The sequence below is a fragment of the Aeromonas sp. Marseille-Q5825 genome (assembly GCF_946892685.1).
Taxonomy (GTDB): domain Bacteria; phylum Pseudomonadota; class Gammaproteobacteria; order Enterobacterales; family Aeromonadaceae; genus Aeromonas; species Aeromonas rivipollensis.
Window position 1 is genome coordinate 168,250 of record NZ_CAMPOU010000004.1, and the last position, 25,187, is coordinate 193,436.

At 62.1% G+C, this 25,187-nt stretch carries 25 protein-coding genes and 1 tRNA gene; 6 read left to right on the plus strand and 20 right to left on the minus strand.

Annotated elements, in window-relative coordinates:
• Window positions 1-86 precede the first annotated feature (86 nt).
• Entirely contained in the window at window positions 87-1,577 is a 1,491-nt protein-coding gene (locus OC537_RS11355; protein ID WP_262111327.1) for a SulP family inorganic anion transporter, read from the plus strand.
• Between the two features lie 173 nt (window positions 1,578-1,750).
• Here the strand turns inward: OC537_RS11355 and arsC are convergent, their stop codons facing one another.
• The 9 genes from arsC to OC537_RS11400 form a co-directional block, all read right to left on the minus strand.
• Window positions 1,751-2,182 (minus strand): glutaredoxin-dependent arsenate reductase, encoded by a 432-nt coding sequence (gene arsC, locus OC537_RS11360; protein WP_262111329.1) that lies wholly within the window; start codon window positions 2,180-2,182, stop codon window positions 1,751-1,753.
• Window positions 2,179-3,255, minus strand: coding sequence for an ACR3 family arsenite efflux transporter (arsB, locus tag OC537_RS11365; RefSeq protein WP_262111331.1), 1,077 nt, complete (start codon window positions 3,253-3,255; stop codon window positions 2,179-2,181). The genes arsC and arsB overlap by 4 nt, the downstream gene beginning before the upstream one ends.
• On the minus strand, window positions 3,255-4,496 hold the full coding sequence (arsJ, locus tag OC537_RS11370) for an organoarsenical effux MFS transporter ArsJ (RefSeq protein ID WP_262111335.1): 1,242 nt from the start codon (window positions 4,494-4,496) through the stop codon (window positions 3,255-3,257). Before arsJ ends, arsB begins: the two co-directional genes overlap by 1 nt.
• A gap of 7 nt (window positions 4,497-4,503) precedes the next feature.
• On the minus strand, window positions 4,504-5,520 hold the full coding sequence (locus tag OC537_RS11375) for an ArsJ-associated glyceraldehyde-3-phosphate dehydrogenase (protein ID WP_262111337.1): 1,017 nt from the start codon (window positions 5,518-5,520) through the stop codon (window positions 4,504-4,506).
• Between the two features lie 10 nt (window positions 5,521-5,530).
• A complete protein-coding gene (locus tag OC537_RS11380) occupies window positions 5,531-6,028 on the minus strand; it encodes a protein phosphatase (protein WP_262111340.1) in 498 nt (165 codons plus the stop codon).
• A 108-nt stretch (window positions 6,029-6,136) separates the two neighbouring features.
• On the minus strand, window positions 6,137-7,924 hold the full coding sequence (arsA, locus tag OC537_RS11385; protein ID WP_262111342.1) for an arsenical pump-driving ATPase: 1,788 nt from the start codon (window positions 7,922-7,924) through the stop codon (window positions 6,137-6,139).
• A gap of 68 nt (window positions 7,925-7,992) precedes the next feature.
• Window positions 7,993-8,421 (minus strand): arsenite efflux transporter metallochaperone ArsD, encoded by a 429-nt coding sequence (gene arsD / locus OC537_RS11390; protein WP_262111344.1) that lies wholly within the window; start codon window positions 8,419-8,421, stop codon window positions 7,993-7,995.
• A 3-nt stretch (window positions 8,422-8,424) separates the two neighbouring features.
• Window positions 8,425-8,793, minus strand: coding sequence for an ArsR/SmtB family transcription factor (locus tag OC537_RS11395; protein WP_025327981.1), 369 nt, complete (start codon window positions 8,791-8,793; stop codon window positions 8,425-8,427).
• Window positions 8,794-8,880: 87 nt separating this feature from the next.
• Entirely contained in the window at window positions 8,881-9,177 is a 297-nt protein-coding gene (locus OC537_RS11400) for an ArsR/SmtB family transcription factor (protein WP_025327982.1), read from the minus strand.
• A gap of 107 nt (window positions 9,178-9,284) precedes the next feature.
• Here OC537_RS11400 and OC537_RS11405 point away from each other — a divergent pair, with 107 nt between their 5' ends.
• Window positions 9,285-10,367: a permease gene (locus tag OC537_RS11405; protein ID WP_262111348.1), complete on the plus strand. Its 1,083-nt coding sequence runs from the start codon at window positions 9,285-9,287 to the stop codon at window positions 10,365-10,367.
• Window positions 10,368-10,575: 208 nt separating this feature from the next.
• On the opposite strand, the gene OC537_RS11410 is transcribed toward OC537_RS11405, so the two are convergent.
• Both OC537_RS11410 and OC537_RS11415 read right to left on the minus strand, forming a co-directional pair.
• Window positions 10,576-11,655, minus strand: coding sequence for an ATP-binding protein (locus tag OC537_RS11410; RefSeq protein ID WP_262111351.1), 1,080 nt, complete (start codon window positions 11,653-11,655; stop codon window positions 10,576-10,578).
• On the minus strand, window positions 11,652-12,380 hold the full coding sequence (locus tag OC537_RS11415) for a response regulator (protein WP_262111353.1): 729 nt from the start codon (window positions 12,378-12,380) through the stop codon (window positions 11,652-11,654). Before OC537_RS11415 ends, OC537_RS11410 begins: the two co-directional genes overlap by 4 nt.
• A 155-nt stretch (window positions 12,381-12,535) precedes the next feature.
• Between OC537_RS11415 and OC537_RS11420 the strand changes: the two genes are divergently transcribed.
• From OC537_RS11420 to OC537_RS11430, 3 genes are all read left to right on the plus strand, one after another.
• Window positions 12,536-13,693 (plus strand): efflux RND transporter periplasmic adaptor subunit, encoded by a 1,158-nt coding sequence (locus OC537_RS11420; RefSeq protein WP_262111355.1) that lies wholly within the window; start codon window positions 12,536-12,538, stop codon window positions 13,691-13,693.
• 15 nt (window positions 13,694-13,708) lie between these two features.
• Window positions 13,709-16,834 (plus strand): multidrug efflux RND transporter permease subunit, encoded by a 3,126-nt coding sequence (locus tag OC537_RS11425; RefSeq protein WP_262111357.1) that lies wholly within the window; start codon window positions 13,709-13,711, stop codon window positions 16,832-16,834.
• A gap of 117 nt (window positions 16,835-16,951) precedes the next feature.
• Window positions 16,952-17,410 carry an MFS transporter gene (locus OC537_RS11430; RefSeq protein WP_262111359.1) on the plus strand — a complete coding sequence of 153 codons (459 nt, stop codon included), beginning with the start codon at window positions 16,952-16,954 and terminating at the stop codon, window positions 17,408-17,410.
• A gap of 15 nt (window positions 17,411-17,425) precedes the next feature.
• Here the strand turns inward: OC537_RS11430 and OC537_RS11435 are convergent.
• Window positions 17,426-17,513: transfer RNA gene (locus OC537_RS11435), tRNA-Ser, on the minus strand.
• 198 nt (window positions 17,514-17,711) lie between these two features.
• On the opposite strand from OC537_RS11435, the gene OC537_RS11440 reads away from it, so the two are divergent.
• Window positions 17,712-18,461, plus strand: coding sequence for a DsbA family protein (locus OC537_RS11440; protein ID WP_106886032.1), 750 nt, complete (start codon window positions 17,712-17,714; stop codon window positions 18,459-18,461).
• Between the two features lie 181 nt (window positions 18,462-18,642).
• Here OC537_RS11440 and galE read toward each other — a convergent pair whose 3' ends face one another.
• The 8 genes from galE to OC537_RS11480 form a co-directional block, all read right to left on the minus strand.
• The gene (gene galE / locus OC537_RS11445; protein WP_262111361.1) at window positions 18,643-19,668 is read right to left on the minus strand and encodes a UDP-glucose 4-epimerase GalE; all 1,026 of its coding nucleotides are present in this window, start codon (window positions 19,666-19,668) and stop codon (window positions 18,643-18,645) included.
• Between the two features lie 84 nt (window positions 19,669-19,752).
• Window positions 19,753-20,772 (minus strand): hybrid-cluster NAD(P)-dependent oxidoreductase, encoded by a 1,020-nt coding sequence (locus OC537_RS11450; protein WP_262111363.1) that lies wholly within the window; start codon window positions 20,770-20,772, stop codon window positions 19,753-19,755.
• 172 nt (window positions 20,773-20,944) lie between these two features.
• Window positions 20,945-22,594 carry a hydroxylamine reductase gene (gene hcp, locus OC537_RS11455; RefSeq protein ID WP_262112210.1) on the minus strand — a complete coding sequence of 550 codons (1,650 nt, stop codon included), beginning with the start codon at window positions 22,592-22,594 and terminating at the stop codon, window positions 20,945-20,947.
• Window positions 22,595-22,838: 244 nt separating this feature from the next.
• Complete coding sequence (locus tag OC537_RS11460; protein ID WP_106886029.1) at window positions 22,839-23,306, minus strand: Dps family protein; 468 nt, start codon at window positions 23,304-23,306, stop codon at window positions 22,839-22,841.
• 130 nt (window positions 23,307-23,436) lie between these two features.
• On the minus strand, window positions 23,437-23,979 hold the full coding sequence (locus tag OC537_RS11465; protein WP_262111365.1) for a DUF3833 domain-containing protein: 543 nt from the start codon (window positions 23,977-23,979) through the stop codon (window positions 23,437-23,439).
• Window positions 23,980-23,993: 14 nt separating this feature from the next.
• Window positions 23,994-24,536 carry a chalcone isomerase family protein gene (locus tag OC537_RS11470; protein WP_262111367.1) on the minus strand — a complete coding sequence of 181 codons (543 nt, stop codon included), beginning with the start codon at window positions 24,534-24,536 and terminating at the stop codon, window positions 23,994-23,996.
• Complete coding sequence (locus tag OC537_RS11475) at window positions 24,493-24,711, minus strand: TIGR02450 family Trp-rich protein (RefSeq protein ID WP_025327995.1); 219 nt, start codon at window positions 24,709-24,711, stop codon at window positions 24,493-24,495. The genes OC537_RS11470 and OC537_RS11475 overlap by 44 nt, the downstream gene beginning before the upstream one ends.
• Window positions 24,708-25,187 (minus strand): DUF2878 domain-containing protein, encoded by a 480-nt coding sequence (locus OC537_RS11480; RefSeq protein ID WP_262111370.1) that lies wholly within the window; start codon window positions 25,185-25,187, stop codon window positions 24,708-24,710. The genes OC537_RS11475 and OC537_RS11480 overlap by 4 nt, the downstream gene beginning before the upstream one ends.

A 25,187-nucleotide genomic window follows, 5' to 3' on the forward strand; every position in this document is an offset into this window, starting at 1 on the left:
CAATGTGATCCTGCCAGAATGCCACCTGACCCCGGGTCTGTGGCGACTTGCGACCATGGATCCTCAACAAGCGAGAAAATCCCCCCATGCTGGAACGTGCAAGACAAGAGTGGTTCTCCAACATCCGTGGTGATCTGTTAGCCGGAATCGTGGTTGCCCTGGCGCTGATCCCGGAAGCCATCGCCTTCTCCATCATCGCGGGCGTCGACCCCAAGGTCGGCCTCTATGCCTCCTTCTGTATCGCCGTGGTCATCGCCTTCGTCGGCGGTCGCCCCGGCATGATCTCCGCCGCCACCGGCGCTATGGCGCTGCTGATGGTGACCCTGGTCAAAGAGCATGGCCTGCAATATCTGTTGGCGGCGACCCTGCTCACCGGCCTCTTCCAGATAGCGGCGGGTTACCTGAAATTGGGCAGCCTGATGCGGTTTGTCTCCCGCTCCGTGGTCACCGGCTTCGTCAATGCGCTGGCCATCCTCATCTTTATGGCCCAGTTGCCTGAGCTCACCAACGTCACCTGGCAGGTCTACGCCATGACGGCGGCCGGCCTTGGCATCATCTATCTGTTCCCGCTCATCCCCGTGGTGGGCAAGCTGGTGCCCTCCCCGCTGCTCTGCATCGTCATACTGACGGCGGTGGCCATCACCATGGGGATAGATATTCGCACCGTGGGCGACATGGGCGAGCTGCCCGATACCCTGCCCATCTTCCTGTGGCCCGAGGTGCCGCTCAATCTCGAGACCTTGGTCATCATCTTCCCCTACTCTGCGGGTCTGGCCGTGGTGGGTCTGCTCGAATCCATGATGACGGCGGCCATCGTCGATGACCTGACCGATACCCCAAGCGATCGCAATCGCGAATGCAAGGGCCAGGGGATCGCCAACCTAGGCGCCGGCCTGATGGGGGGCATGGCGGGTTGCGCCATGATTGGCCAGTCCATCATCAACATCAAATCCGGTGGCCGTGGTCGCCTCTCCACCTTTGTGGCGGGCACCCTGCTGATCCTGATGGTGGTCTTTATGGATGAGTGGATCCGCCAGATCCCCATGGCGGCCCTGGTGGCCGTGATGATCATGGTCTCTATCGGGACATTTTCCTGGGAGTCGGTGCGCAACCTCAAAAAGCACCCGCTCTCCACCAGTATCGTGATGGTGGCCACAGTCGCCGTGGTAGTGGCTACCCATAACCTGGCGCTCGGAGTATTTGTCGGGGTACTGCTCGCCTCCCTGTTCTTCGCCAGCAAGGTCGCCCGCTTCATGCTGGTCAAGAGCGACAGCGAGCGAAAAGGAGAAGTACGCACCTATCTGGTACGGGGCCAGGTGTTCTTCGCCAGCGCCGAGCAGTTCTTCGCCGGCTTCGACTTCAAGGAGGTGGTGGAGAAGGTGGTGATCGACCTCACCCATGCCCACTTCTGGGACATCACCGCCGTCACTGCGCTGGACAAGGTGGTCCTCAAGTTCCGCCGCGAGGGCACCGAGGTGGAGATCATCGGCCTGAACGAGGCAAGTGCCACTATCGTTGACCGCTTCGGGGTACACGACAAACCGGAAGAAGTGGAAAAGCTGCTGGCTGGCCACTGATCACAAGACGGGATCCATCATGACAAGCATTGTTGCCGGGATCGACGGCTCACCTGCCCAGGCGGCGCCGCCTGGGCCTCGACCGGCACGGCGCTGCCGTGCTCCTGCTGAGATAAAGAGCGAGGGGGTGGCCATGGCCACCCCCTCTTTCCTTATACAGGGCTCATGCCCCCTCACTCGATGCGCCTGCCTTGCGCATCCACCACCCGCACCCCGTCTTCCTTGGTGAAGGCCCCTTGCTGAGGGCTCGGCAGTATATCCAGCACCACCTCTGACGGACGGCACAGCCTGGTACCAAGCGGGGTCACCACTATGGGGCGGTTGATCAGGATGGGATGAGCCAGCATGGCATCGATCAGCTGGTCGTCGCTGAATCTCTCCTCGGCCAGCCCAAGCGCCTCGTAGGGGGGCACGTTTTTGCGCAGCAGCCCGCGAACCGGCATCCCCATGGCAGCAATCAGTGCGACCAGGGTCTCGCGGCTCGGCGGTGTCTCCAGATAGTGGATGACGGTCGGATCCACACCTGAGTTGCGGACAAGTGCCAGCGTATTGCGCGAGGTGCCACAGGCCGGGTTGTGGTAGATGGTGATAGCGGTGTCACTCATGCTTGCGCCTCCGCTTTGCCATAGTTTCGCTTCATGCGCAGGGCCACGTTGACCAGGGCGATCAGCACGGGCACCTCTACCAAGGGGCCGATTACACCGGCGAAGGCCTGATCCGAGCTCAGCCCGAACACGGCGATGGAGACAGCGATGGCCAGCTCGAAGTTGTTGCCGGTGGCGGTAAAGGCGATGGAGGCGTTCTTGTCATAGGGAATGCCCAGCTTCTTGCCCACCAGGAAGCTGGTGAAGAACATCAGCACAAAGTAGATCACCAAGGGCACGGCGACCCGCAGCACATCCATGGGCAGCTCGACTATCATCTCCCCCTTGAGGCTGAACATCAGCACTATGGTGGCCAGCAGGGCGATAAGCGTGATGGGTGAAATAGCTGGGATGAAGCGCTCGCTGTACCACTTCTCCCCCTTGGCCTTGACCAGATAATGACGGCTCAGAAAGCCTGCCAGGAAGGGGATGCCGAGATAGATGAGCACGCTCTCGGCGATATCCAGCATGGTGATATCCACTGCGAAGCCCTGCAGCCCGAACAGGGGCGGCAGCACTGTAATGAACAGCCAGGCCATGAAGCTGTAGGTTAGGATCTGGAAACCGCTGTTGAGGGCCACCAGACCCGCACCGTACTCCTTGCTGCCGCCGCCGAGATCGTTCCACACCAGCACCATGGCGATGCAGCGCGCCAGGCCGATCAGGATGAGGCCCACCATGTAGCCCGGCTGATCATGCAAAAACACCAGGGCGATGACGAACATCAATATAGGGCCCACCAGCCAGTTCATCACCAGGGAGAGGGTGATGGCGCGGCGATCCCGGGTCATGGCGCCCATGGTGCCGTAATTCACCTTGGCGAGCGGCGGGTACATCATCAGGATGAGTCCTATGGCCAGCGGCACATTGGTGGTGCCGACCGACATCGCCTCGTTCCACTGGGCCACCTGGGGGAACAGATAACCAATCCCCACCCCAATCGCCATGGCGACGAAGATCCAGAGGGTGAGATTGCGGTCGAGAAAACTCATTTTTTTGCTGACGGACAGATCGCCGCAGGCTGTTGTACTCATCACGAGACTCCATGAGGATTGGATGAAACGGGCGGCTGATGGCGGGGCAAACCGATTGAAATCAACGCCGCCAACAGGATAAAGAGGGTGGAGATCCAGAGGCAGGCCTCGAGACCATAGAGCTGGAACACCAGCCCAGAGAGCAGGGTGCCGAGCAGACGCCCCAGGGCATTGGCCATGTAGTAGAAGCCCACATCCAACGATACCCCGTCAGAGCCGGCGTAGCTGACGATGAGGTAGCTGTGCAGGGAGGAGTTGATGGCAAACAGGGCGCCGAACACCATAAGTCCCCCCACCAGGCTGATGGCCGGATGCACCTCATAGTGGAGCGCCAGGGCAATCAGGGCTGGGGTCAGTGCCAGCACCAATGCCCAGCGCATTGCCGCCTTGCCATCGGGTACCCGCCCCTCCCGCTTGCCGGTAAAGCGGGGCGCCTGGGTCTGAACCACGCCATAAGCAATAATCCAGAGCGCCAGGAAGCCCCCCACATACCAATGATCCCAGCCAAAGCTGGATGCGAGGTAGACAGGCAGCGCCACCACAAACCAGACATCCCGGGCCCCGAACAGGAAGAGACGGGCCGCCGACAGGTAATTGATGGCGCGGCTCTTGGAGAAAATTTCGCTGAACTTGGGCTTGTTCTTGGCCTTGCCGAGATCCCGTTTCAGGGTCAGCAGGCTGACGCACCACACCAGCGCCAACGCCAGGGCCATGACCAGCACGGCCCCCTGAAACCCGAGCAGGGTCAGCAGGGCGCCACCGAGGAAAAAGCCCATCCCTTTCAGAGCATTCTTCGAACCCGTCAAGAGTGCCACCCACTGGTAGAGCTGACCCTGCGCCTCTCCCGGCACCAGCAACTTGATGGAGCTTTTGGCGCTCATCTTGTTGAGGTCTTTGGCTATCCCCGAGAGCGCCTGCGCCCCCATCACCCAGGGCACCGTCAGCCAGAGCGGCGGCACCAGCAACATGCCCAGTGCCAGTACCTGGAGGGCCAGGCCGATGTTCATGGTGCGGTTAAGCCCGAGGCGAGCCCCGAGCCAGCCCCCCACCAGATTGGTCACCACCCCGAAGATCTCGTAGAAGATAAACAGGGAGGCGATGGCCAAGGGGCTGTAACCCAGCCCATGGAAGTAGAGCACGACCAACATGCGCAGAGCGCCATCGGTCAGGGTGAAGGCCCAGTAGTTGCCGGTCACCAGCAGATACTGGCGAGCCTCGGGGGAGAGTCGGGTCAGTGCCATGGCCGGGTTATCCTTGCGCCTTGTCCATCTGGCCGACCATGCGCATCAGCTCGGCGGTGCGGTTGGCATAGCCCCACTCGTTGTCATACCAGGCGTAGATCTTCACCTGGGTGCCATTGATCACCATGGTGGAGAGCGCATCTATGGTGCAGGAGCGCGGATCCGTCTTGTAATCCACCGACACCAGGGGGCGCTCCTCATAGCCCATGATCCCCTCGAGCTCACTCATCGCTGCCGCCTTGAGCAGGCCGTTGACCTCGGCCTCAGTGGTGGGACGGTTCACCTCGAACACGCAATCGGTGAGGGAGGCGTTGGCGAGCGGAACCCGCACCGCGTGACCGTTCAGCTTGCCCTTGAGCTCGGGGAAGATGTGGGTGATGGCGGTGGCAGAACCCGTGGTGGTGGGGATCAGGCTCAGGCCGCAGGCGCGGGCACGACGCAGATCGCTATGGGGGGCATCCAGAATGGTCTGGGTGTTGGTGATGTCGTGAATGGTGGTCATGGAACCGTGCTTGATGCCCAGTTGTTCGTGGATCACCTTCACCACGGGCGCCAGACAGTTGGTGGTACAGGAGGCCGCCGTCACTATAGGGTGCTGCGCCTTGTCGTAGAGGTGGTGGTTGACCCCCATGACGACGTTCAGGACACCCTCTTCCTTGACCGGAGCTGTCACCACAACACGCTTCACCCCTTGCTCCAGATAAGCATTGAGCAGCGCCTTGGTTTTCATCTTGCCAGAGGCCTCGATCACCACATCACAACCAGACCAGTCTGTCTGACCGATCTCTTTGTTGCGAGTGCAGAGGATGCGATGGTTACCGATCACCATCTGGTCCCCATCGGCGCTGGCTTCATGATGCCAGCGGCCATGGACTGAATCGAAGGTGATGAGGTGTGCCAGAGAGGCGGCATCGCCAGCCGGGTCATTGATGCGCACAAACTCCACATCCGCCCAGTCGAAGGCGGCGCGAAATGAGAGACGGCCCATGCGGCCAAAACCGTTGATACCCACTTTGATAGTCATGCTGTTTTCCTTAACCGGCGAATGAATAGTGGCTGTTGAGGTAGTGAACGTGGGGCGCCAGGGTCAGCGCCTTGGGACGCAGCCCTTGCACCAGCGACTTGACCTGTGTGGGGGCATAGCCCGATTCCAGCAGCAATATGGCCGCCATCAGCCCGGTACGACCCGAGCCGCCACGGCAATGAATGGCCAGGGTCTGGCCCGCCGCCAGGCGAGCCAGCAGCGCCGTCTTGTGGTTGGCAAAGGCGGCGGCAAAGGGCGCCTCGGGGGCGCAATCGTCCTCCACCGGCAGCTGGAACCAGGCCAGCCCCAAGGCGGCGCACTCGGCGGGCAAGGCATCGGCCTTGAACTGCGTCAGCTCGGCATTCGGCATCAGGGTGATCACGGCATCCGCCCCGGCGGCTTGCAATGTCTTGAGGGAGGCTTGCAGGGAAGCCTCCCTAGTGCCGGGGCAGGGGGTGAAGATAAGGCGGGCGCCATTATCCAGGTTCAGGATGTCAAAGGGGTGCATGATAAGCAGCGGCTCCATGTCTCATTGAGAACATCAGATTGGTTGATGAAAACAGGTTGTTGGTACCCAGTGCTGGTGGCCGCAAGCCGCGACCACGCAAGCATCGTCTCACCCCTCCTTGTGGGCAGGGTGACATAAGTCTTGCAGAGCCTTGACGCCGACCGGCTCGACCGCCAGCAGGGGCACCACGGCATAACGCTTTCCATGCTCCCCCTTGATCGCCTCGATATGGGGCTGCTGGCGATAGGCTCGCTGGGCAAGCAGGGGGGAAGTGACGCTGGCCGGGGACAGCATGTGATTGACTACCCAGGCCCAGGGCTCGATACCGGCACGGCGCAGGTCGGCTTGCAAGTTGGCCGCCTCCTGTACCGGAGTGGGCTCCGGCAGGGTGACTATCATCACCTTGGTCTGTTTCGGGTCTTGCAGTTGCATCATGGGGGTGGTGAAGTGCATCCCCTTGCCCCCCATCTGACGGGCAATCTCCCGGTGATAGGCACCGGTCGCATCGAGCAGCAGCAGAGTATGGCCAGTCGGCGCGGTATCCATCACCACGAAGCGCTTGCCCGCCTCACGAATGATCCGCGAGAAGGCCTGAAACACGGCAATCTCTTCGGTACAGGGGGAACGCAAATCTTCTTCCAGCAGGGCGCGACCCTGGGCATCCAGACTCGCCCCCTTGGTGGCCAGCACCTGAGCACGGTAACGCTCAGTCTCGGCGTGGGGATCGATACGGCTGACCTCCAGGCTGGGCAAGGCGCCAGCCAGGGTCTCTCCTAGATGGGCTGCGGGATCCGAGGTGGTCAGGTGAACCGGCAGCCCACGGCTGGCGAGCTCAACGGCCACTGCTGCTGCCAGGGTGGTTTTACCCACACCGCCCTTGCCCATCAGCATGATGAGCCCGTGGCCATCGCTGGCCAATTCATCGACCAGTTGCTGCAATCCGAGGTGTTGTTCAGTAGCAGCGCATTTGATCTCATTCACCCCACTGACGGGGCTTGCACCGAGTAGCTGGCGCAGGCTCTCCACGCCCACCAGGTTGGTCGCCAACAGCGGCACTCTGTCTTGTGGCAGCCTTGCCAGCAGTGCTGGCATATCAGCCATTGCCTGTTGTTCACGTTGCCATACGGCTGTCGCCAGGGGGTCATCCGCCAGCTCGCTTTGGGGGAAGATGCCATTGATAACCAGTTGCTGGTTGGCAAGGCCGATGGTCGCCAGCTCATCATGGGTACGCGCCACTTCCCGCAGGGTTGAGGCTTGCGCTCGGGCAACCAGAACAAGCCGGGTTTTCTTTGCATCTGACAGGGCTGCAACGGCCTCTGCGTATTGGCTGCGCTGTTTTTCCAGCCCAGCCAATGGCCCCAGACAGGAAGCATCGCCCTTGCCCTGCTCCAGAAACTCGCTCCATGCCCCCGGCAGTTGCAACAGACGGATGGTGTGGCCGGTCGGTGCTGTATCGAACACGATATGGTCGTATTCCCCGACCAGCTTGCTGTCGGTCAAGAGGGCAGTGAACTCGTCAAAGGCGGCGATCTCTGTGGTGCAGGCACCTGAGAGTTGCTCCTCGATGCTGCGCACCACGCTCTCGGGCAACTTGCCGCGCACCGGGCCAACGATCCGCTCCCGATAGGCTTGTGCAGCGGCTTGCGGGTCTATCTCCAGTGCTGACAACCCACTGACTGCCGCTATGGCGGTTATCTTGTTGCCTATCCGGGTATCGAACACCTGGCCGACGTTTGAGGCCGGATCCGTGCTGACCAGCAGTACCCGTTTACCACTGTCACACAAGGCAACCGCACTGGCACAGGCCAGAGAGGTCTTGCCCACCCCGCCCTTGCCGGTGAAGAAGAGAAACGGCGGCGCATCATGGAGAAACGAGTAGTTCAGAAACGGGGACATGAGAGACTCCTATCAGGAATAACGAGGCAATTGACCGAACAGAGAACTTGCCAGCCAGGCGATGACGCTTAGCAGCAACCACTGCTGCCGGAGCAGCAGCCACTCTTGACGATCCCCTTGATGGCGCCCGCTTTGCTTGGCTCGACATTTGACGGTTCGACTTCTGTACCATCACTTCCCGGGGCTTTAGGTAATGCCAGTCCCGCATAGCGCGCCAGTTCAGCGCGGCTGGGATAACGACCGGTGAGCACCACTTGGCCATCCACCAGGGTCACAGGCAGTCCTTCTTCCCCGGTCAGTTCCAGAAAGGAGGCCACTGCCGGGGTCTCGGCGAAGACCAGGGGCTGTTGTGCCAGGTTGAATCGGTATAGAGAGCCACCCTGCTGCTTGATCCACTCGGCATCGCCGGCAAAGGTCACCAGGTTTTGGTCAACCTCTGCGCCACATACCCCGCTGGAGCAGCACAGGGCCGGGTCGAATACTTGTATCAGTCTCATGATCTACTCCTCATTGCAGCAAGGCTGCGCAGGCAACACATGGGGCGAGCAGCCGGATTCGGCCCTCATCACCCCGCAGGCTTCCGGATGGCCGGCGCAGCACTCCTCGGTGAGGTAGCCGATAAGACTCAGCATCAGGGGAATGTTGGCGCGATAGCGCAAAAAGCGCCCCTCCTGCTCCACCGAGAGCAGACCCGCGTGCAGCATGGCTTTCAGGTGAAACGAGAGGGTGTTGGGGGCTATGTCGAGCTCGCTGGCCAGCTGGCCGGCAACCTGACCTTCCAACCCGGCCTTGACCAGCAGACGCCACACATCGAGGCGAATGCCGGATGCGAGGGACTCGAATACCTTGGTGGCGATCTCTTTGTTCATGGAACTTCCCCTTCATTCACTTCATGATTTCAACTATACAAGAATTATTGAAATGATCAACATGGCCAGAGCCTATCGTCGATCTCCTCACTCCCTCTTGTCGTTCACACAGCACTCCTCGCGGAAAAACGCGATGATCTCTTCCAGCACCTCGTATTGAGAGACGCACAGCAGGGTGCGGCTCTCCCGGTTCTGCTTGACCAGGCCAACCGAGACCAGGGCCGCAATATGATGGCTCAGGGTCGAGGCGGGAATGGCGAGCTGCTTTTGCAAGTCTCCCACGGGCAAGCCTTGCTCCCCGGCCTTGACCAGGTGCTTGAAAATAAACAAGCGAGTCGGGTGACCCAACTCTTTCAATGCCTTGGCGACCGCTTCCAACTCCATGCTCCAACCCTCTTCATAGATGACATTTCGATACTACCAGAAATATCTTGACCACCCATACACTTCGATTATTTTAGAAATATAGTCAAACCCAAGAGGATATGAAGATGAATGACTGGTTAACCATGTTGACGGATGCATCTCGGATGTTTGTGTTCCTGGCCGTCGAACTCTCGGTGCTGTTCCTGGTGATCAGTGCCGCCGTCAGCCTGATCCGCCAGAAGATCCCCGATGCCAAGATCCAGGCCATGCTGGGGGCTAGAAAAGGCAGAGGTTATTTGATTTCGGCTCTACTGGGTGCCCTGACCCCCTTTTGCAGTTGCTCGACCATCCCCATGCTGCGCGGACTCCTGTCCGCCAAAGCCGGTTTCGGGCCAACCCTGACTTTCCTGTTTGTCTCGCCGCTGCTCAACCCGATCATCGTCGGCCTGATGTGGGTCACCTTCGGCTGGAAACTGACGGTCCTGTATGCCGTTATCGCCGCCGGCGTCTCTGTACTGGCGAGCATGCTGCTGGACATGCTGGGATTCGAGCGTCATGTGATTGACCCCAAAGAGGCCAAGCAAAGCAGCTGTGGCAAAGGTTGTGGCACCACGACGAGTGAACCTGCCAGCGTGAGCGCAACAGCTTGCTGCTCAAACAAGGCTATCAAGTCAGTCACACCGCTAAAGGCTCAGGTATCTTGCCGGCCCTCACAACCCGAGGCCACGCCAGCCATCTCTTGCTGCGCAGACGGCACTGGGGCCCTGACTCAGGCGCCGGTGAGATCCACGGCCTTCGCCAAGGCGCGGGCGGATGCCTGGCAACAATTCAGGGAGGTGCTGCCCTACCTGCTGCTGGGGGTACTCGTCGGGTCATTTATCTACGGCTTTATTCCGGCAGAGTGGATAGCCGCCCACGCCGGGGCTGACAACCCGCTGGCGATCCCATTCAGCGCCGTTGTGGGCATTCCGCTCTATATCCGGGCAGAGGCCGTGATCCCTCTGGCATCTGTGCTGCTGGGCAAAGGGATGGGCATGGGGGCTGTGATGGCACTCATCATCGGCAGTGCGGGGGCCAGCCTGACCGAGCTGATCCTGCTCAAGTCGATGTTCAGAACCCCCATGATGGTGGCATTCCTCACCGTTATCCTGGGAATGGCCATCCTGATGGGTTACCTGGCACAAGGACTGTCTGCGGCCCTGGCCTGAGATCGGCCGCACCGACGCTGTGAGATGGAGCAAGAGAATGGCGTGGGCGAAGGGACGGGAGCTGAAAACTCACAGACCAGAAAAAGCCATCCCAATCAATCGGATGAACTTGGATATGTGGAGAAGGGCATAACCTCGATCATTCATCGCTGCGGATCAGGCTTCCTGCACCACACCCGCAACAGATAAAGGAGGAGGCTGGCAGGAGTCATGGCCTGTCGTCAGCGGCCAGGATGGGCCAGGAAAGCAGGAATGTGGTGCCGCCCCGCCCGTTGGGCTGGCAGAGGGCATTGCCGCCGTGGGCCTCGGCAATGGCCTTGACCACGGCGAGCCCGAGCCCGCTGCCGCCGCTCTTGCGCGAGCGCGACGGATCCCCCCGGCGAAACGCATCGAAGATATAGGCAGCAACCTCCTCGCCGATCCCTGGCCCCTCGTCTTCCACGCTCAGAGCGCACAGGGCACCCGAGCGTTGCAGGCGCACTGTCAGCATGCCAGGCACGGCGTGCTTCTGGGCATTTTCCAGCAGCGCCATCAGGGCCTGACGGATGCGAAGAGCATCGCAGCAGACAGGGAGTTCGGCATCGAGCTCCCGCTTCAGCATGAAACCGCTCGCGGCCAGGGGGCTGGCAAAGGCGTCAAGCACCACACTGAGCTCGTCTGCCAGCCTGACCTCTGAGCGTTGCAGCTCCAGGTGGCCGCTGTCGTTGAGGCTCAATACCCGCAAGTCTTCGATCAGGTGGGTGAGGCCCTCCACCTGACGCAGCAAGCTTTCGAAGAGCTCGCGCTCTGGCAAAAATACCCCTTCGGCCAGCCCCTGCAGGCGGCCGCGCAAAATGGTCACCGGGGTGCGCAATTCGTGGGCGATGGCGGCATTCCAGAACTCCCGCTCGCGGGTCATGCTCTGCAGCCGCTCGGCCATGGTGTTGAAGTCGCGCACCAGTTGCGCCGTCTCCCCTATTGCCTGTTCATCGATCGGCACGCGGGCGTCGAGCCTGCCCTCTGCCACCTCTCGCAGGCTGTTTGCCACCGAGTTGAGGGGGGTCAGGATGCGGCGAGAGAGGCGCGCCGCCACGTACAGCGCCATCCCCAATGCGATGAGAATGGTAGAGCCGACCCAGATCATCTCCACCCTCGAGGGTATCCAGCTCTCGGAGATGCTGCCGGGCAGGTAGGTCACGGCGATGGCATAGAACACATAGGTGCCGATCACCGCGAGGGAGATGATGCCGAGCGCCATCAGGCCCAGGGCGTGGATGATCTGCCTGCGCAGGCCTGGTGCCGGTTTCATGCGTCGCCACCGAAGCGATAACCGACCCCCCAAACACTGGCAGGTACCCCCTGGATGCCGTGGGCCTCGAATTTCTTGCGCAGCTTGCTGATGTGGCTGTCCACAGTGCGTTCCTGGGTATCCCCTTCGGGCAGGCAGTGGGTCAGCAGTTCGGCGCGGCTGAACACCCGCTTCGGCGCCCGCATCAGGGAGGCGAGCAACTTGAACTCGGTCAGGGTCAGCTCCAGCCGCTGTTGTCCGTCATCGCGGAAAATGCTGGCTTCGTGACTCTCCAGATCGATCTGGAAGGGGCCGACCCGCAGCACCCGTGCAGTGGCGGGGGTTGCGGCCTTGGTGCGCCTGAGCACCGCCTGAACCCGGGCCACCACTTCGGCCGGGTTGAAGGGTTTGACCACATAGTCATCCGCCCCCATGCGAAGCCCCATCAATTTGTCGAGATCCTGATCCAGGGCGGTCAGCATGATCACCGGCGTGTCGCCACGGGCCCGGATCTCGCTGAGCACCTGCCAGCCATCGAGCCGCGGCATCTGTACATCCAGCAGCAGGAGATCGGGCTTGAATGCCTGGTGCATGGCCAGGGCTTCGCGGCCATCGGCGGCATGCAGGGTGCGCAATCCGTGACGTTGCAGGTAAGCGGCGAGGATGTCGGCGATCTCGGCTTCATCCTCTGCAATCAGTACCAGTGACTGGGCCGCCGGGCTGGCGGAAGCATGAAGATACGACATGGTCGGACTCGAAAATGGTGGGCTTGAACTTTATCACCGCCTCCATGGATTCTCCACAAAGCCTCGAATCATTCGCAATAGCCCCTCTCCATAATACCCGCTCGATGTGCTCTCGCGGCAACACCATTCCGGGGAGACGGTTTAACGAGGTGAGTATGATGTTTGTCAGACAGCGGTATGCGGGCACCCTGCTTGCAGTCATTGCCGCATTCGGGTTGGCGGGTTGCGATGGGGCGCCGCAAGCGCAAGATGCGCCGGCCCCCCTTCAGGTGTCGGTGATGACGCTGGCAGGAGAAGATCTTGTCATCAGCGAGGATCTGCCCGCTCGGGTGGCGGCACTGCGCAGCGCCGAAATTCGCGCCCAGATCAGCGGCATAGTGCAGCGTCGCCTGTTCGAGCAGGGCGCCGAGATCAGCGCGGGTACAGTGCTGTTCCAGATAAACCCGGCCCCCTTCAAGACAGACGTCGACAGCGCCGCCGCGGCATTGCAGCGGGCCGAGGCCGTGCTGGCGCGCGCGCGCATCCAGGTTGACCGCCTGGTGCCGCTGCTGCGCACCGACGCCATCAGCCGCCAGACCTATGACGATGCCCTCTCCCTGCGGGATCAGGCTGCCGCCGACGTGGCTCAGGCCAGGGCGACCCTGGCCCGGCACCAGCTGAACCTGCAATTTGCCAGCGTGGAGGCTCCCATCGCCGGGCGCATCGATCAGGCGCTGGTGAGCGAAGGGGCCCTGGTGTCGCCCACCGATACCACCCCCATGGCCAGGATCCAGCAGATCGATCAGGTCTATGTCGATGTCCGCCAACCGGCCTCTGTGCTGGAAACCCTGCGCCAGCAGGCAGGGTCGACGGCACCTGAACTGGCGGTGGAGATCCTCGGCAGCGATGGCAAGCCGCTCGGCATGCAGGGGCACATCCTCTTCTCCGGCATCGAGGTGGATGCCGGAACCGGCGACGTGCTGCTGCGAGTACTGGTGGATAACCCGGAGCGGCGGCTCTTGCCCGGCCTCTACGTGCAGGCCCGCATTCCCCGGGCTCACTACGCCAGCGCCCTGAGCGTGCCCCAGCAGGCCCTGGTGCGCACATCGGGTCAGGCCTACGTGTGGGTGGTGGATGGCCAGGGGCAGGCACAGCAGGTGCCGGTCAACACCGCTGAACTGGTGGATCGCCAGTACCGCATCGCGTCCGGACTCAACGCCGGGCAACGGGTGGTGATCGAAGGGATCGACCGCCTGACCCAGGGGGTTCAGGTCATTGCCCATCCCTGGCAACCACCCGCCGTCAGCCAGCAGGCTGACGCAGACATCCGCTGAATCGGAGAGTTTTCCATGCCGCAGTTTTTTATTCATCGCCCGGTATTTGCCTGGGTGATCGCCCTCTTCATCGTGCTGGCGGGGGTCATCGCCATCCCCAAGCTGCCCATCTCCCGCTACCCCTCGGTGGCGCCGGTGTCGGTGACCCTCTATGCCACCTATGCGGGCGCCACGCCGCAGACCCTGAACGATGCGGTGGTGAGCCTTATCGAGCGCGAGCTGTCTGGGGTGAAGAACCTGCTCTACTTCGAGTCTTCTGTGGATGCCTCGGGCAGCGCGCAGATCACCGCCACCTTCAAGCCGGGCACAGACCCGGAGCTGGCCCAGATGGACGTGCAAAACCGCATCAAGGCGGTCGAGCCTCGCCTGCCGCAAGCGGTGCGGCAGAACGGTCTGCAGGTGGAGTCCGCCTCGTCGGGTTTTCTGATGATGGTCGGCATGACCTCACCGGATGGCCGCTTCGATGAGGTCGCCCTCAACGACTACATGGCGCGCAATATCGTTCAGGAGCTGCGCCGCATCGAGGGCGTGGGACGGGTGCAGCTGTTTGGCGCCGAGCAGGCCATGCGCATCTGGGTGGATCCGGGCAAGCTCGCCGCCTATGGGCTGACCATAGGCGAAGTGGCACAGGCCATCGAGCAGCAGAATATCCAGATAGCGCCGGGGCGCATCGGCGACGAACCAGCCCTGCCGGGGCAACGGCTGACGGTTCCCCTCACGGTTCAAGGGCAGCTGACGGCGCCGGAGGAGTTCGCCGCCATAGTGCTGCGGGCCGGCGCCGATGGCGCCAAGCTGGTGCTGGGTGATGTCGCCAGGGTCGAGCTGGGGGCGCAATCTTACACCTTTTCCAACCGGGAGAACGGGGTGGCCGCCACCAGCGCCGCCATCCAGCTCTCCCCTGGCGCCAACGCCGTGCGCACCGCCGATGCTGTGCGCACCCGTCTCGCCCAGCTAGCCCCTACCCTGCCGGCGGGCATGGTCTACTCGATCCCGTTCGACTCGGCCCCCTTCGTCAAGGTCTCCATCGACAAGGTGATCCACACCCTGCTGGAGGCCATGGTGCTGGTGTTCCTGGTGATGTTCCTCTTCCTGCAGAACCTGCGCTACACCCTGATCCCGGCCATAGTCGCCCCCATAGCGCTGCTCGGCACCTTCGCGGTGATGCTGCTTGCCGGCTTTTCGATCAACTCCCTGACCATGTTTGGCATGGTGCTGGCCATCGGCATCATAGTCGACGACGCCATAGTGGTGGTGGAGAACGTCGAGCGCCTGATGGCCACCCAGGGGCTATCGCCCAGGGAGGCAACATCGCGGGCCATGAAGGAGATCACCGGGGCGGTGATCGGCATCACCCTGGTGCTCACGGCTGTGTTCATCCCCATGGCATTCGGCAGCGGCTCGGTGGGGGTCATCTACCAGCAGTTCACCCTGTCGATGGCGGTGTCTATCCTCATCTCGGCCTTCCTCGCCCTGACCCTGACGCCAGCACTCTGCGCCACCCTGTTGCGTCCGGTCAGCCCGAGCCATCATGAGAAGCGCGGCTTCTTCGGTGCCTTCAACCGGGGGTTCGAGCGGCTCACCGCGGGTTACGGCGCCCGGGTAACCCGGCTGGTCGGGCGCAGCGGACGCATGATGGCGGCCTTCGTCGCCCTCTGCGCCGTGCTGGCCATCGCCGCCGCCCAGCTGCCCTCCTCTTTCCTGCCGGACGAGGATCAGGGCTACTTCATGACCTCCATCCAGTTGCCGACCGGCGCCACCACCGAGCGCACCCTGGCGGTGATCAAGGAGTTCGAGGCCCACGTCGCCTCTCGAGAGGCGCTGGACACCAACCTGGTGGTGCAGGGCTTCAGCTTCTCAGGCGCAGGCCCCAATGCCGCCATGGCCTTCACCATGCTCAAAGGCTGGGATCAGCGCCATGGCGCCACAGCCGCCGAAGAAGCAGAGCTTGCTCAGGCGGCCATGGCCAACAGCAAGGAGGGTACTGTGATGAGCCTGTTACCGCCGGCCATCGACGAGTTGGGCACTTCTTCGGGTTTCACTCTCTTCCTTCAGGACAGGGCCAATCGGGGGGAAGCCGCACTGCTGGCCGCCCAGGCGCAACTGCTGGCGCTGGCTGCCCAAAGCGAGGTGGTGAGCGATGTCTACCCTGACAGCCTGCCCCCCGGCGAGAGCATTCACCTCGAGATCAACCGGCAGAAAGCCGAGGCCATGGGGCTCTCGTTCACCAATGTGAGCAGCACACTGTCGACCGCGATGGGGTCGCTCTACGTCAACGACTTCCCCAACGGCGGGCACATGCAGCAGGTCATACTGCAGGCCGACGCCCCGGCACGCATGCAGCTCGACGACGTGCTCGGTCTGCGGGTGCGCAATGCCAGCGGTGGCATGGTGCCCCTGCGGGAGGTGGTGACACCGGTATGGAGCGAATCCCCGCAGCAGATGATGCGCTTCGAGGGCTTCCCCGCCGTGCGTCTCTCCGGGAATGCCGCACCCGGGATATCCAGCGGCGCTGCCATGGAGGAGATGGAGCGCCTGGTGGCGCAATTGCCGCAAGGCTTCGCCCTGGCCTGGACGGGGCAGTCGTTGCAGGAGCGTCAGTCGGCGGCCCAGGCCCCCATGCTGATGCTGCTGTCGGCACTGGTGGTCTTCCTGGTGCTGGCGGCGCTCTACGAGAGCTGGTCGATCCCGCTGTCGGTGATGCTGGTGGTACCCCTGGGGTTACTCGGCACCGTCGCCGCCGTGATGCTGCGCGATATGCCCAACGACGTCTTCTTCAAGGTGGGCATGATCACCATCATCGGTCTGTCGGCCAAGAACGCCATCCTCATCGTCGAGTTTGCGCGCCAGTTGCACGGCGAGGGGCGCACGCTGATAGACGCGGCTGTGACTGCCGCACGCCTGCGTCTTCGCCCCATTCTGATGACCTCGCTCGCCTTCACTCTGGGCGTGATGCCGCTGATGCTCGCCAGCGGCGCCAGCGCGGAGACCCAGCATGCCATCGGCACCGGCGTATTCGGCGGCATGATCAGCGGCACCCTGCTGGCCATCTTCTTCGTGCCGGTCTTCTTTGTCTTCGTCATCGGCACCCAGGAGCGCTTTCAGCTCTGGCGGGCCCGGCGAGTGCACAGGGGGGAGCAATGATGCCAGTGTTGCAGCCCCTCTTCCTGCCCTGCGGCCTGAACGAGGGCAGCCAGACAGCGGGGGTTGAGGTCAGCGCAGCCAGCCCCCATTCATTCATCATTACGGAGGAGTCAATTCATGTTCTCTGACATCCAACGCCGCTGGCTGGTGCTGCTGGCTGTCATACTGGCCTTCCTGCCGGTGGTCATCGACATGACCATATTGCACATAGCCGTGCCTTCCCTGACCCAGGCCCTGGGCGCATCCGCGACCGAGGTACTGTGGATCATCGACATCTATCCGCTGCTGATGGCGGGGCTGCTGGTGCCCATGGGCACACTGGCGGACCGCATCGGCAACCGGCGTCTGCTGCTCACCGGGCTGGTCATCTTCGGGGTCTCTTCCCTGCTGGCAGCCTTTGCGCCGACGCCCGCCATGCTCATAGGCGCACGGGTGCTGCTGGCCCTGGGAGGCGCGATGATCATGCCCTGCGTGCTTGGCACCATACGTCGCACCTTCGAAGACCAGGATGAGCGCGCCATGGCGCTGGGTCTGTGGCACGCGAATACGAAAAATCCCATCTCAATCAATGATTGAGATGGGCCGTATAAATGGCGGAGGAGGTGGGATTTGAACCCACGGATGGTCGCCCATCGCCGGTTTTCAAGACCGGTGCATTCAGCCGCTCTGCCACCCCTCCGCAGCAGTGCGACGCATATTACCCATGACGATCCCCCTTGTAAATCCCCGCTCTGTTCGTTTGCCGATTTATTGGGCTAAATGGCCAACAAAACCCGCAGACTCGCCCCAAACCGTGCTTTTTCAACCGGATGGCTTGACTTGAAAACAGACTCACCCACTATAGTGGCCTCCACGATATTCCCAGCAAGATGGACTTATGAGAATCAAACATGCCCTGTTCGCCGCCCTGACCGGCGCGACCCTGCTTGCGGCGCCGGTGCAGGCGAGCGAGCTGACCAAGAGCGACGTCGAGCAGATCGTGCGCGACTATCTGGTCAAGAATCCGGAAATACTGGTCGAGATGTCCAATGCCCTGCGCGCCAAGCAGGAGAGCCAGCAGGCCGAGAATGACAAGACGCTGATCGAGGCCCATGCCAAGCAGCTCTTCGCCAACCAGGATCCCGAGACCGGCAACCCCAAAGGCAGCCTGACCGTGGTCGAGTTCTTCGACTACAACTGCGGCTACTGCAAGCGGGCCCACCCCCTCATCCAGCAACTGCTCGCTGAAGACAAGGACATCCGCTACATCTACAAGCAGTTCCCCATACTGAGCGAGACCTCCTACTATGCCGCCCGCGCGGCGCTGGCGGTGAAGCTCGGCCAGCCCGATAAGTACCAGGCCTTCCACGACAAGCTCTATGCCCATCAGGGCCCGCTCTCCGACGAAGCCCAGGTGAAGCAGCTTGCGGAGGCGGCTGGCGTCAACTGGAGCAAGGTCGAGGCGAAGATCAAGGACGGCAGCATAGATCAGAACCTGGGTACCAACCGTGCGCTGGCCGAGGCCATGAGCATCTCCGGCACCCCGGCCTTCATCATCGGCGATCAGATCCTGCGCGGTGCCCCCCGCGATCTGGCGAGCCTGAAAGGCTTCATCAAGGACGTGCGAGCCGGCAAGAGCATTCAGTAACCCGCTCTTCGCTCGTAAAAAAAACGCCCCGGCATCTCGATGCCGGGGCGTTTTGCCATTCAGGCTCCAGTCCCTCAGGACTGATGGGCCGTCGCGAGCAGCTGTCAGCAAGGCGAGGAGCTGCGCAGGGACCGGAGTTTATATGAATAAATGAGGCTCCCGAGCAGCGCATGATCCTTGATCACGGCTTCGTAGCAGGACCATAGCCGTTCGGGTTCTGGCTTTGCCAGCGCCAGGTGTCCACCATCATCTGCTCGAGTCCGCGCTCCGCCTGCCAGCCCAGCTCATCCCGGGCCAGGGTAGGCTCGGCCCAGCATTCGGCGATGTCGCCGGGGCGGCGGGGCTTGATCTGGTAGGGAATGGGGCGACCACTTGCGGTTTCGAACGCCTTGACCATCTCCAGCACTGAGTAACCCTGACCTGTGCCCAGGTTGTAGGTGAAGACCCCGGTGTCGCTCCCGATGCGGGCCAGCGCCTTGAGGTGACCGATGGCGAGATCCACCACGTGGATGTAGTCGCGCACCCCGGTGCCGTCCGGCGTCGGGTAGTCGTTGCCAAAGACCCCCAGCTCCTTGAGCTTGCCGACACCGACCTGGCTGATATAGGGCAGCAGGTTGTTGGGAATGCCGTTGGGATCTTCGCCGATGAGGCCGCTCTCGTGGGCACCGACCGGGTTGAAGTAGCGCAGCAGCACTATGGCCCAGCGGGGATCGGATTGGGAGAGATCCCGCAGTATCTCCTCCACCATCAGCTTGGAGCGGCCGTAAGGGTTGGTGGCGCTGGTGGGGAAATCTTCCCGCAGAGGCACAGAGGCGGGATCGCCATAGACGGTGGCAGAGGAGCTGAACACCAGGCGGAACACGCCGGCCTTGGCCATCTCCTCACACAGCACCAGAGTGCCGGTCACGTTGTTCTGGTAGTAGGTGAGCGGGATCTGGCTGGACTCCCCCACCGCCTTGAGGCCGGCGAAGTGGATCACAGACTCAATCTTGTGGGCGGCGAACAGCCGTTGCAGGCAGTCCCTGTCCAGGATGTCCCCCTCGACGAAGGTGACGGCCTTGCCGGTGATCCGCTCGACCCGCCTGAGGGATTCGGGGGAGGAGTTGGAGAGATTGTCCAGTACCACCACCTGCTGGCCGGCGCCCAGCAGCTCAACCAAGGTGTGGGAGCCGATATAACCGGCACCCCCCGTGACCAGAATTGTCATTTTTTATCCCGTGCTTTGCTGAAACTGAAGCTGAGTCTACCCGCCCTGCCCGCGCGGGAAAAGCTCGGGATACCTATGACGCCCTCAGTAGTCGAGGCCGACATCCCCCTTGGCGGTGCAGGAGCAGGCGAGCGCCACCCCGCTCTCCAGATCCTGGGGGCTGAGAGTCACCACGCTCTGGCGCTCGATCTCGCCGGTCGTGGTGCAGCGGCAGGCCCCGCACACCCCGGCGCGGCAGGCGGCCATCATGGTCTCGCCGGCACCCTCGAGCGCGGCCAGCAGGGTCTGGCCCGGCAGTATCTTCACCTTCTTGCCGCTCTTTTTCAGGGTCAGCCAGAAATGGTCACCCCCGGCGGCAACTGGCGCTGCGTCCGATGTAACAACAGGCAGGCCGAAGGACTCCTGATGCAGTTGAGTGGCCGGCAGCCCCAGCTCTGCCAGCATGGTGCTCACCGCCGCCATATAGGGCGCGGGCCCACAGAGATAGACGTGGCGGTCGAGCAAATCCGGCGCCAGTTCCTTCAGCATGGAGGGTGTGAGACGCCCCAGCCAAGGATGAGCCGCCGGGGCCTCTTCCAGCACTCTCTCCAGTACTAGGGCATGGCGCAGCCCGGCATGAGCCTCGGCCAGCGCGGCCAATTCATCCGCGAAGATCACGTCCTCGGGAGAGCGGGCGCTGTGAATGAAGCGAATGTCCACATAGGGTCGCTTGGCGAGCTCGTCTCGCAGCATGGCCCACATGGGGGTGATGCCGGAGCCCGCGCTCAGCAGCAGCGGCCGCTCGCAGGGCAGCGCAGTCAGATTGAAATCACCGAAGGGGCCGTCGGCCCGGATCTCGTCCCCTACCTGCATGCTCTGGTGCAGATGGTGGGAGACCAGGCCCACATCCTTGATGGTGACCTGCCAGCAGGCATCCTGCGGGCTGGAGGAGAGGGTGTAGGCGCGGCACAGGGGCTGGCCGTCTATCTCTGTGTGCAGGGTCACGCACTGGCCGGCCAGCACGGGGGGCAGCGTGCCCTCGGCGGCGACAAACTGCCAGCTTGTCACGTCGTGGGTGTCCGCACGACGGCCAATGCAGCGCAGGGAAATAGAGGTGGAGGTCATCGCAAGGCTCCTCTTTTATAAAAGGCATCTCAGTGAAAAAAGGCGAGCCGGAGGCTCGCCAAAGGCTTACAACATGGTGGGCCAAGCCCGGATCAGGCCGCCAGTATCTCGGCCAGATCCGCTTCGGCCGTAGTGGTTCCCTTGAGACCGGACTATGTCTCCAGCACCTTGATCAGGCCGCCAGTATCTCGGCCAGATCTGCTTCGGCCGTGGTGGTTCCCTTGAGACCGAACTGCTCCTCCAGTACCTTGAGCAGGGCCGGGGTGAGGAAGGCCGGGGCGGTCGGGCCGGTGCGAATGTCTTTCACCCCGAGTGCCAGCAGGGTGAGCAGAATGACGATGGCTTTCTGCTCGAACCAGGAGAGCACCAGGGTCAGCGGCAGATCGTTGACGCCGCACTCGAACGCCTCGGAGAGCGCCAGGGCGAGCTGGATGGCGGAGTAGGCATCGTTGCACTGGCCCACGTCCAGCAGACGGGGAATGCCGCCGATGTCGCCGAAATCGAGCTTGTTGAACTTGTACTTGCCGCAGCCCAGGGTGAGCAACAGGCTGTCTTGGGGGGCGGCCTTGGCAAATTCGGTGAAGTAGGCGCGCTCGGCCTTGTCGCCGTCACAACCGCCCACCAGGAAGAAGTGGCTGATTTCACCTGCTTTCACCTTGTCGATCACCGCAGGTGCAGCCTGCATCAGGGCGTTGCGGGCAAAGCCTATGGTGATGAAGTGCTCGAGCTCTGTGTGCTTGAAACCGTCCAGCGCCAGTGCCTTCGCCACCACGGCGGAGAAATCGTCCCCTTCCAGGTGAGTCACCCCCGGCCAGCCGACGATGGAGCGGGTGAAGATGCGATCGCTGTAGTCGCCCACGTTGGGATCTATGATGCAGTTGGAGGTCATCACCACGGCGCCGGGGAAGTTGGCAAACTCTTTTTGCTGGTTCTGCCAGGCGGAGCCGTAGTTGCCCACCAGATGGGGGTACTGCTTGAAGAAGGGATAGGCCAGCGCCGGCAGCATCTCGCCGTGGGTGTAGACATGGATGCCGGTACCAGCGGTCTGCTCCAGGATGAGCTTGAGATCCATCATGTCGTGGCCTGAGACCAGGATGCACTTGCCCGGCACCGGAGTAACACGTACCTGGGTCGGTTCCGGGTGGCCAAACGCCGTGGTTTCGCCGAGATCCAGCATCTCCATGATGCGGAAGTTGAGCAGGCCTATCTCCATGGCGCACTTGAACAGGGGATCCAGATCGCTCGGATCCGTGCTGAGCCAGCTCATGATGCGGTGGAATTCGGCCGCCACGGCACTGTCTTGCTGACCCAGCACCCGGGCGTGCTCCATGTAGGCAGCGGCGCCTTTGAGGCCGTAGAGGCAGAGCAGACGCAGCCCCATGATGTCTTCGTTGACCTCGCTCTTGCCGCGATTGACCGCGGTCTGGGGCGCATGGGCCAGCTGTTCCAGCAGTTCGGCGCCCGGCTCGAAACGGGCGGCGGCGGGCAGCTCGCTGACCTGCACCGCCAGCGCGGTCAGACGGTCGGCCAGTTGCTGACGATAAGCGATCGCCTGGTTCACATAGCCAACGATGCGGATGGAGTCGAAGTTGACGTTGGTGAGGGTGGCGAAGAAGGCCTTGGGCACGAAGGCATCGATCTCGTCATCGATGACGCCGTGCTCGCGAGCGGCCAGCGCCCAGGCGCTGAGCCCCTGCAGGGCATAGATCAGCACATCCTGCAGATCCGAGGTTTCAGCCGTCTTGCCGCACATGCCCTGTGCGTAAGCGCAGCCGTTGCCTGCCGGGGTACGAATTGTCTGTTCACATTGCACACAAAACATCATGCCTCTCCTAATTGGACATTTCAGTTACTTGTTTTGTGCCGATTCTATGCCCCTCGCGAAAAACTTAATAGGCATTCAATTTACCAATTAAGTTTTCATTGATGCAGATCAAAAACAAAAAAGCCGCCCAGACAGGGCGGCAAGCGGGTGGATAACATCAAAGACAATTCAGGATTGCAGCAACAAGGGATAAGGGAACGGCTGGGCCGGCGCCACTCGTGGCATCCGGCCCTGCATGTCATCAGTCCAGGTAGGCCCGCAGCATCCAGACCAGCTTTTCCTGCTGCTGCACATAGTCGGAGAGGATAGAGGCGGTACCCTCGTCACCGGCTTCGGCAGCCTGCGCCAGGATGCGGCGCTGGGCTACCAGCAACTCGCGGAAACTCTCCAGCAGGGATTCGACACAGGCGCGGCCGTCGTGCAACCCCTTCTGCTCCGGGATGGCGGAGACTTTGATGTAGTCGCTGAAACTGTGCAGGGGCACCCCATCCAGGGTGAGGATGCGCTCGGCCAGGGCATCGACTTTCAGCAGCAGATCGTTGTAGATCTCTTCGAATTTCAGGTGCAGCTCGAAGAACTGGTTGCCGCGGATGTTCCAGTGGAAGCCACGGACGTTCATGTAGAGGATCTGGTAGCTGGCCAGCAAGTTGTTCAGCTCGGCGGCCAGGGCTTGTGATTGAACGGTATCAAGACCAATGGGGCTCTTCATCATTCACCTCCAGGTGGTAAACATTATTGGGAACGGAGTCAGCATATCCCCGCACAGACTCAAAGGACAATTGCTTATACCTTGTCCATTGATAGCGACTGGCTATCGTCAGCGGGAAAAATACCAGCTTTCATCGCTCAAGCCGCTCGATATAGAGGATCACCTCCCCCAGATGAATGCCGAACTTGCTGATCTCGGCGCGATTGATCAGGCGATCTTGATCCAGCAGATACATCCAGTCATCGAAGCTCACCCGCACCACCTCTCCGTCCGGCAGGGCCAGATCGAGTTGATAGCGCCAGTTCAGGGCAAAGCCTGCCGTCTTGCCCACCGCTTCCCCCACCACGTCCGAGGCGGTGCCGCGCCAGTGGCCATCCGCCCCCTTGCTCAGAAACCAGGTGCGTGTCTGCTTTCGACCATCATCGAAATAGAACTGCTCGAACAGCTCCCCTTTGCCCTCTCGCCAGCGCCCCTGCATCTCGACCCGAAAGCGACTGGTCACTTCGCCGCTACGGTCTGTCACCAGGCCATGGGCCACCAGCTTGCCATTGAAGAAACGGGCGAGATCCCAGTTCGGGCCCTGCCCTCTGTAGTCATCTAGGCTGGTGCCACAACCAGCCAGCAGCAGAAGTGGCCACAGCAGCAACATGCGCCATGTGCGGTAGATAGGCATGAGGGACTCCAGTGTCAGGGTTGGCCGCGCAGGCGGCGGGTAAGGGCGGGATCGCGACTGTTGTCGGCGAGCCAGATGGCCAGAAAGGCAGCGGAAAACTGCGGATCGGCAAGGGAACCCAGGGGCTTGTCCTGCCACCAGAAGTGACCTGCTCCCGCGCTGTCCACATAGAAGGTGAGTCTGTCCCCCGCCCCGACATCGGGCCAGAGGGCGGCGAGCCGGCCGAGCCAGCGCTGGCGATCCGTCTCGCTGCCGAGCCCGAGTCGCTGCCATTCGGCGGCGGTGGCGCTCAGCAGATCTTCCCGTTCTATGGCTCTGGCATAGGTCAGGGTGAGGGCCTGCGGATAGCGGCCAAGCTCGTAGCGGCCGCTCTCGCTGTAGAGGGTGGCGTCATAGAGCTTGAACCAGAGCCAGCTCATCTCCCCCTGCCCGACCGGGCGCAGCTGTTGCCAGGGGGCGGCAGAGCCCTGCACGGCAGTGGCCACAAGCAGCGTCAGCGCCGCCAGCAAGGTGCTAATTCCACCCCATGTGCCAATGGGCGGGATCTTCCAGTTCATGCCAGTCCATCTCCTGTTCCTGCAGGGTATTGATATCCTGCATCACCACGCTCGCCAGTTGACCTCGCGCATCCCGCTGGCAGGCCACCACCAGGTAGAAACGGTCGGCCAGCTCGTACTGGCTCTCCTTGGTCCATTTGGAAAACAACAAGGCGTCGGTCGAAAAGGTGTTCATCTCGGCTCACCCTCCAGCGTCACCGTTACCCACAGCAGTACGGGTAACCACCACATCCAGATCACCGCCAGCAGCGCCGTGCTGATCCAGATGCCCCAGGGTAAGTGTACGGCCCCCATGGCAGCCCCCGCCACATAGGAGCTCGCGCCCCCCGCCATGCCAAAGAGCGCCTGCTGCCAGCGGGGCAAGGGCCGAAGCCAGCGCAGACCGTGGGAGAGGGTCAGGGCAAAACCGCACCAGAGCAGCAACAGCCAGAGGGGGAAGCCGGACGGAAACTTGAACAGGCCCAGCTGCCAGAGCAGGATGTCGAGCAGACAACCTGCCAGGGCAACGGGAATGAGCCGCCAGTCTTGCCGGCGACGAGGAGAGAAGAGGAAATGAAGCAACAACATCAGCAGCAGCGGGCCTGGTTGCTGCCATTTCACCGCCAGCAACCAGTAGAGGTTGAACCCCAGCAGGTGGGCCCACTGCCACAT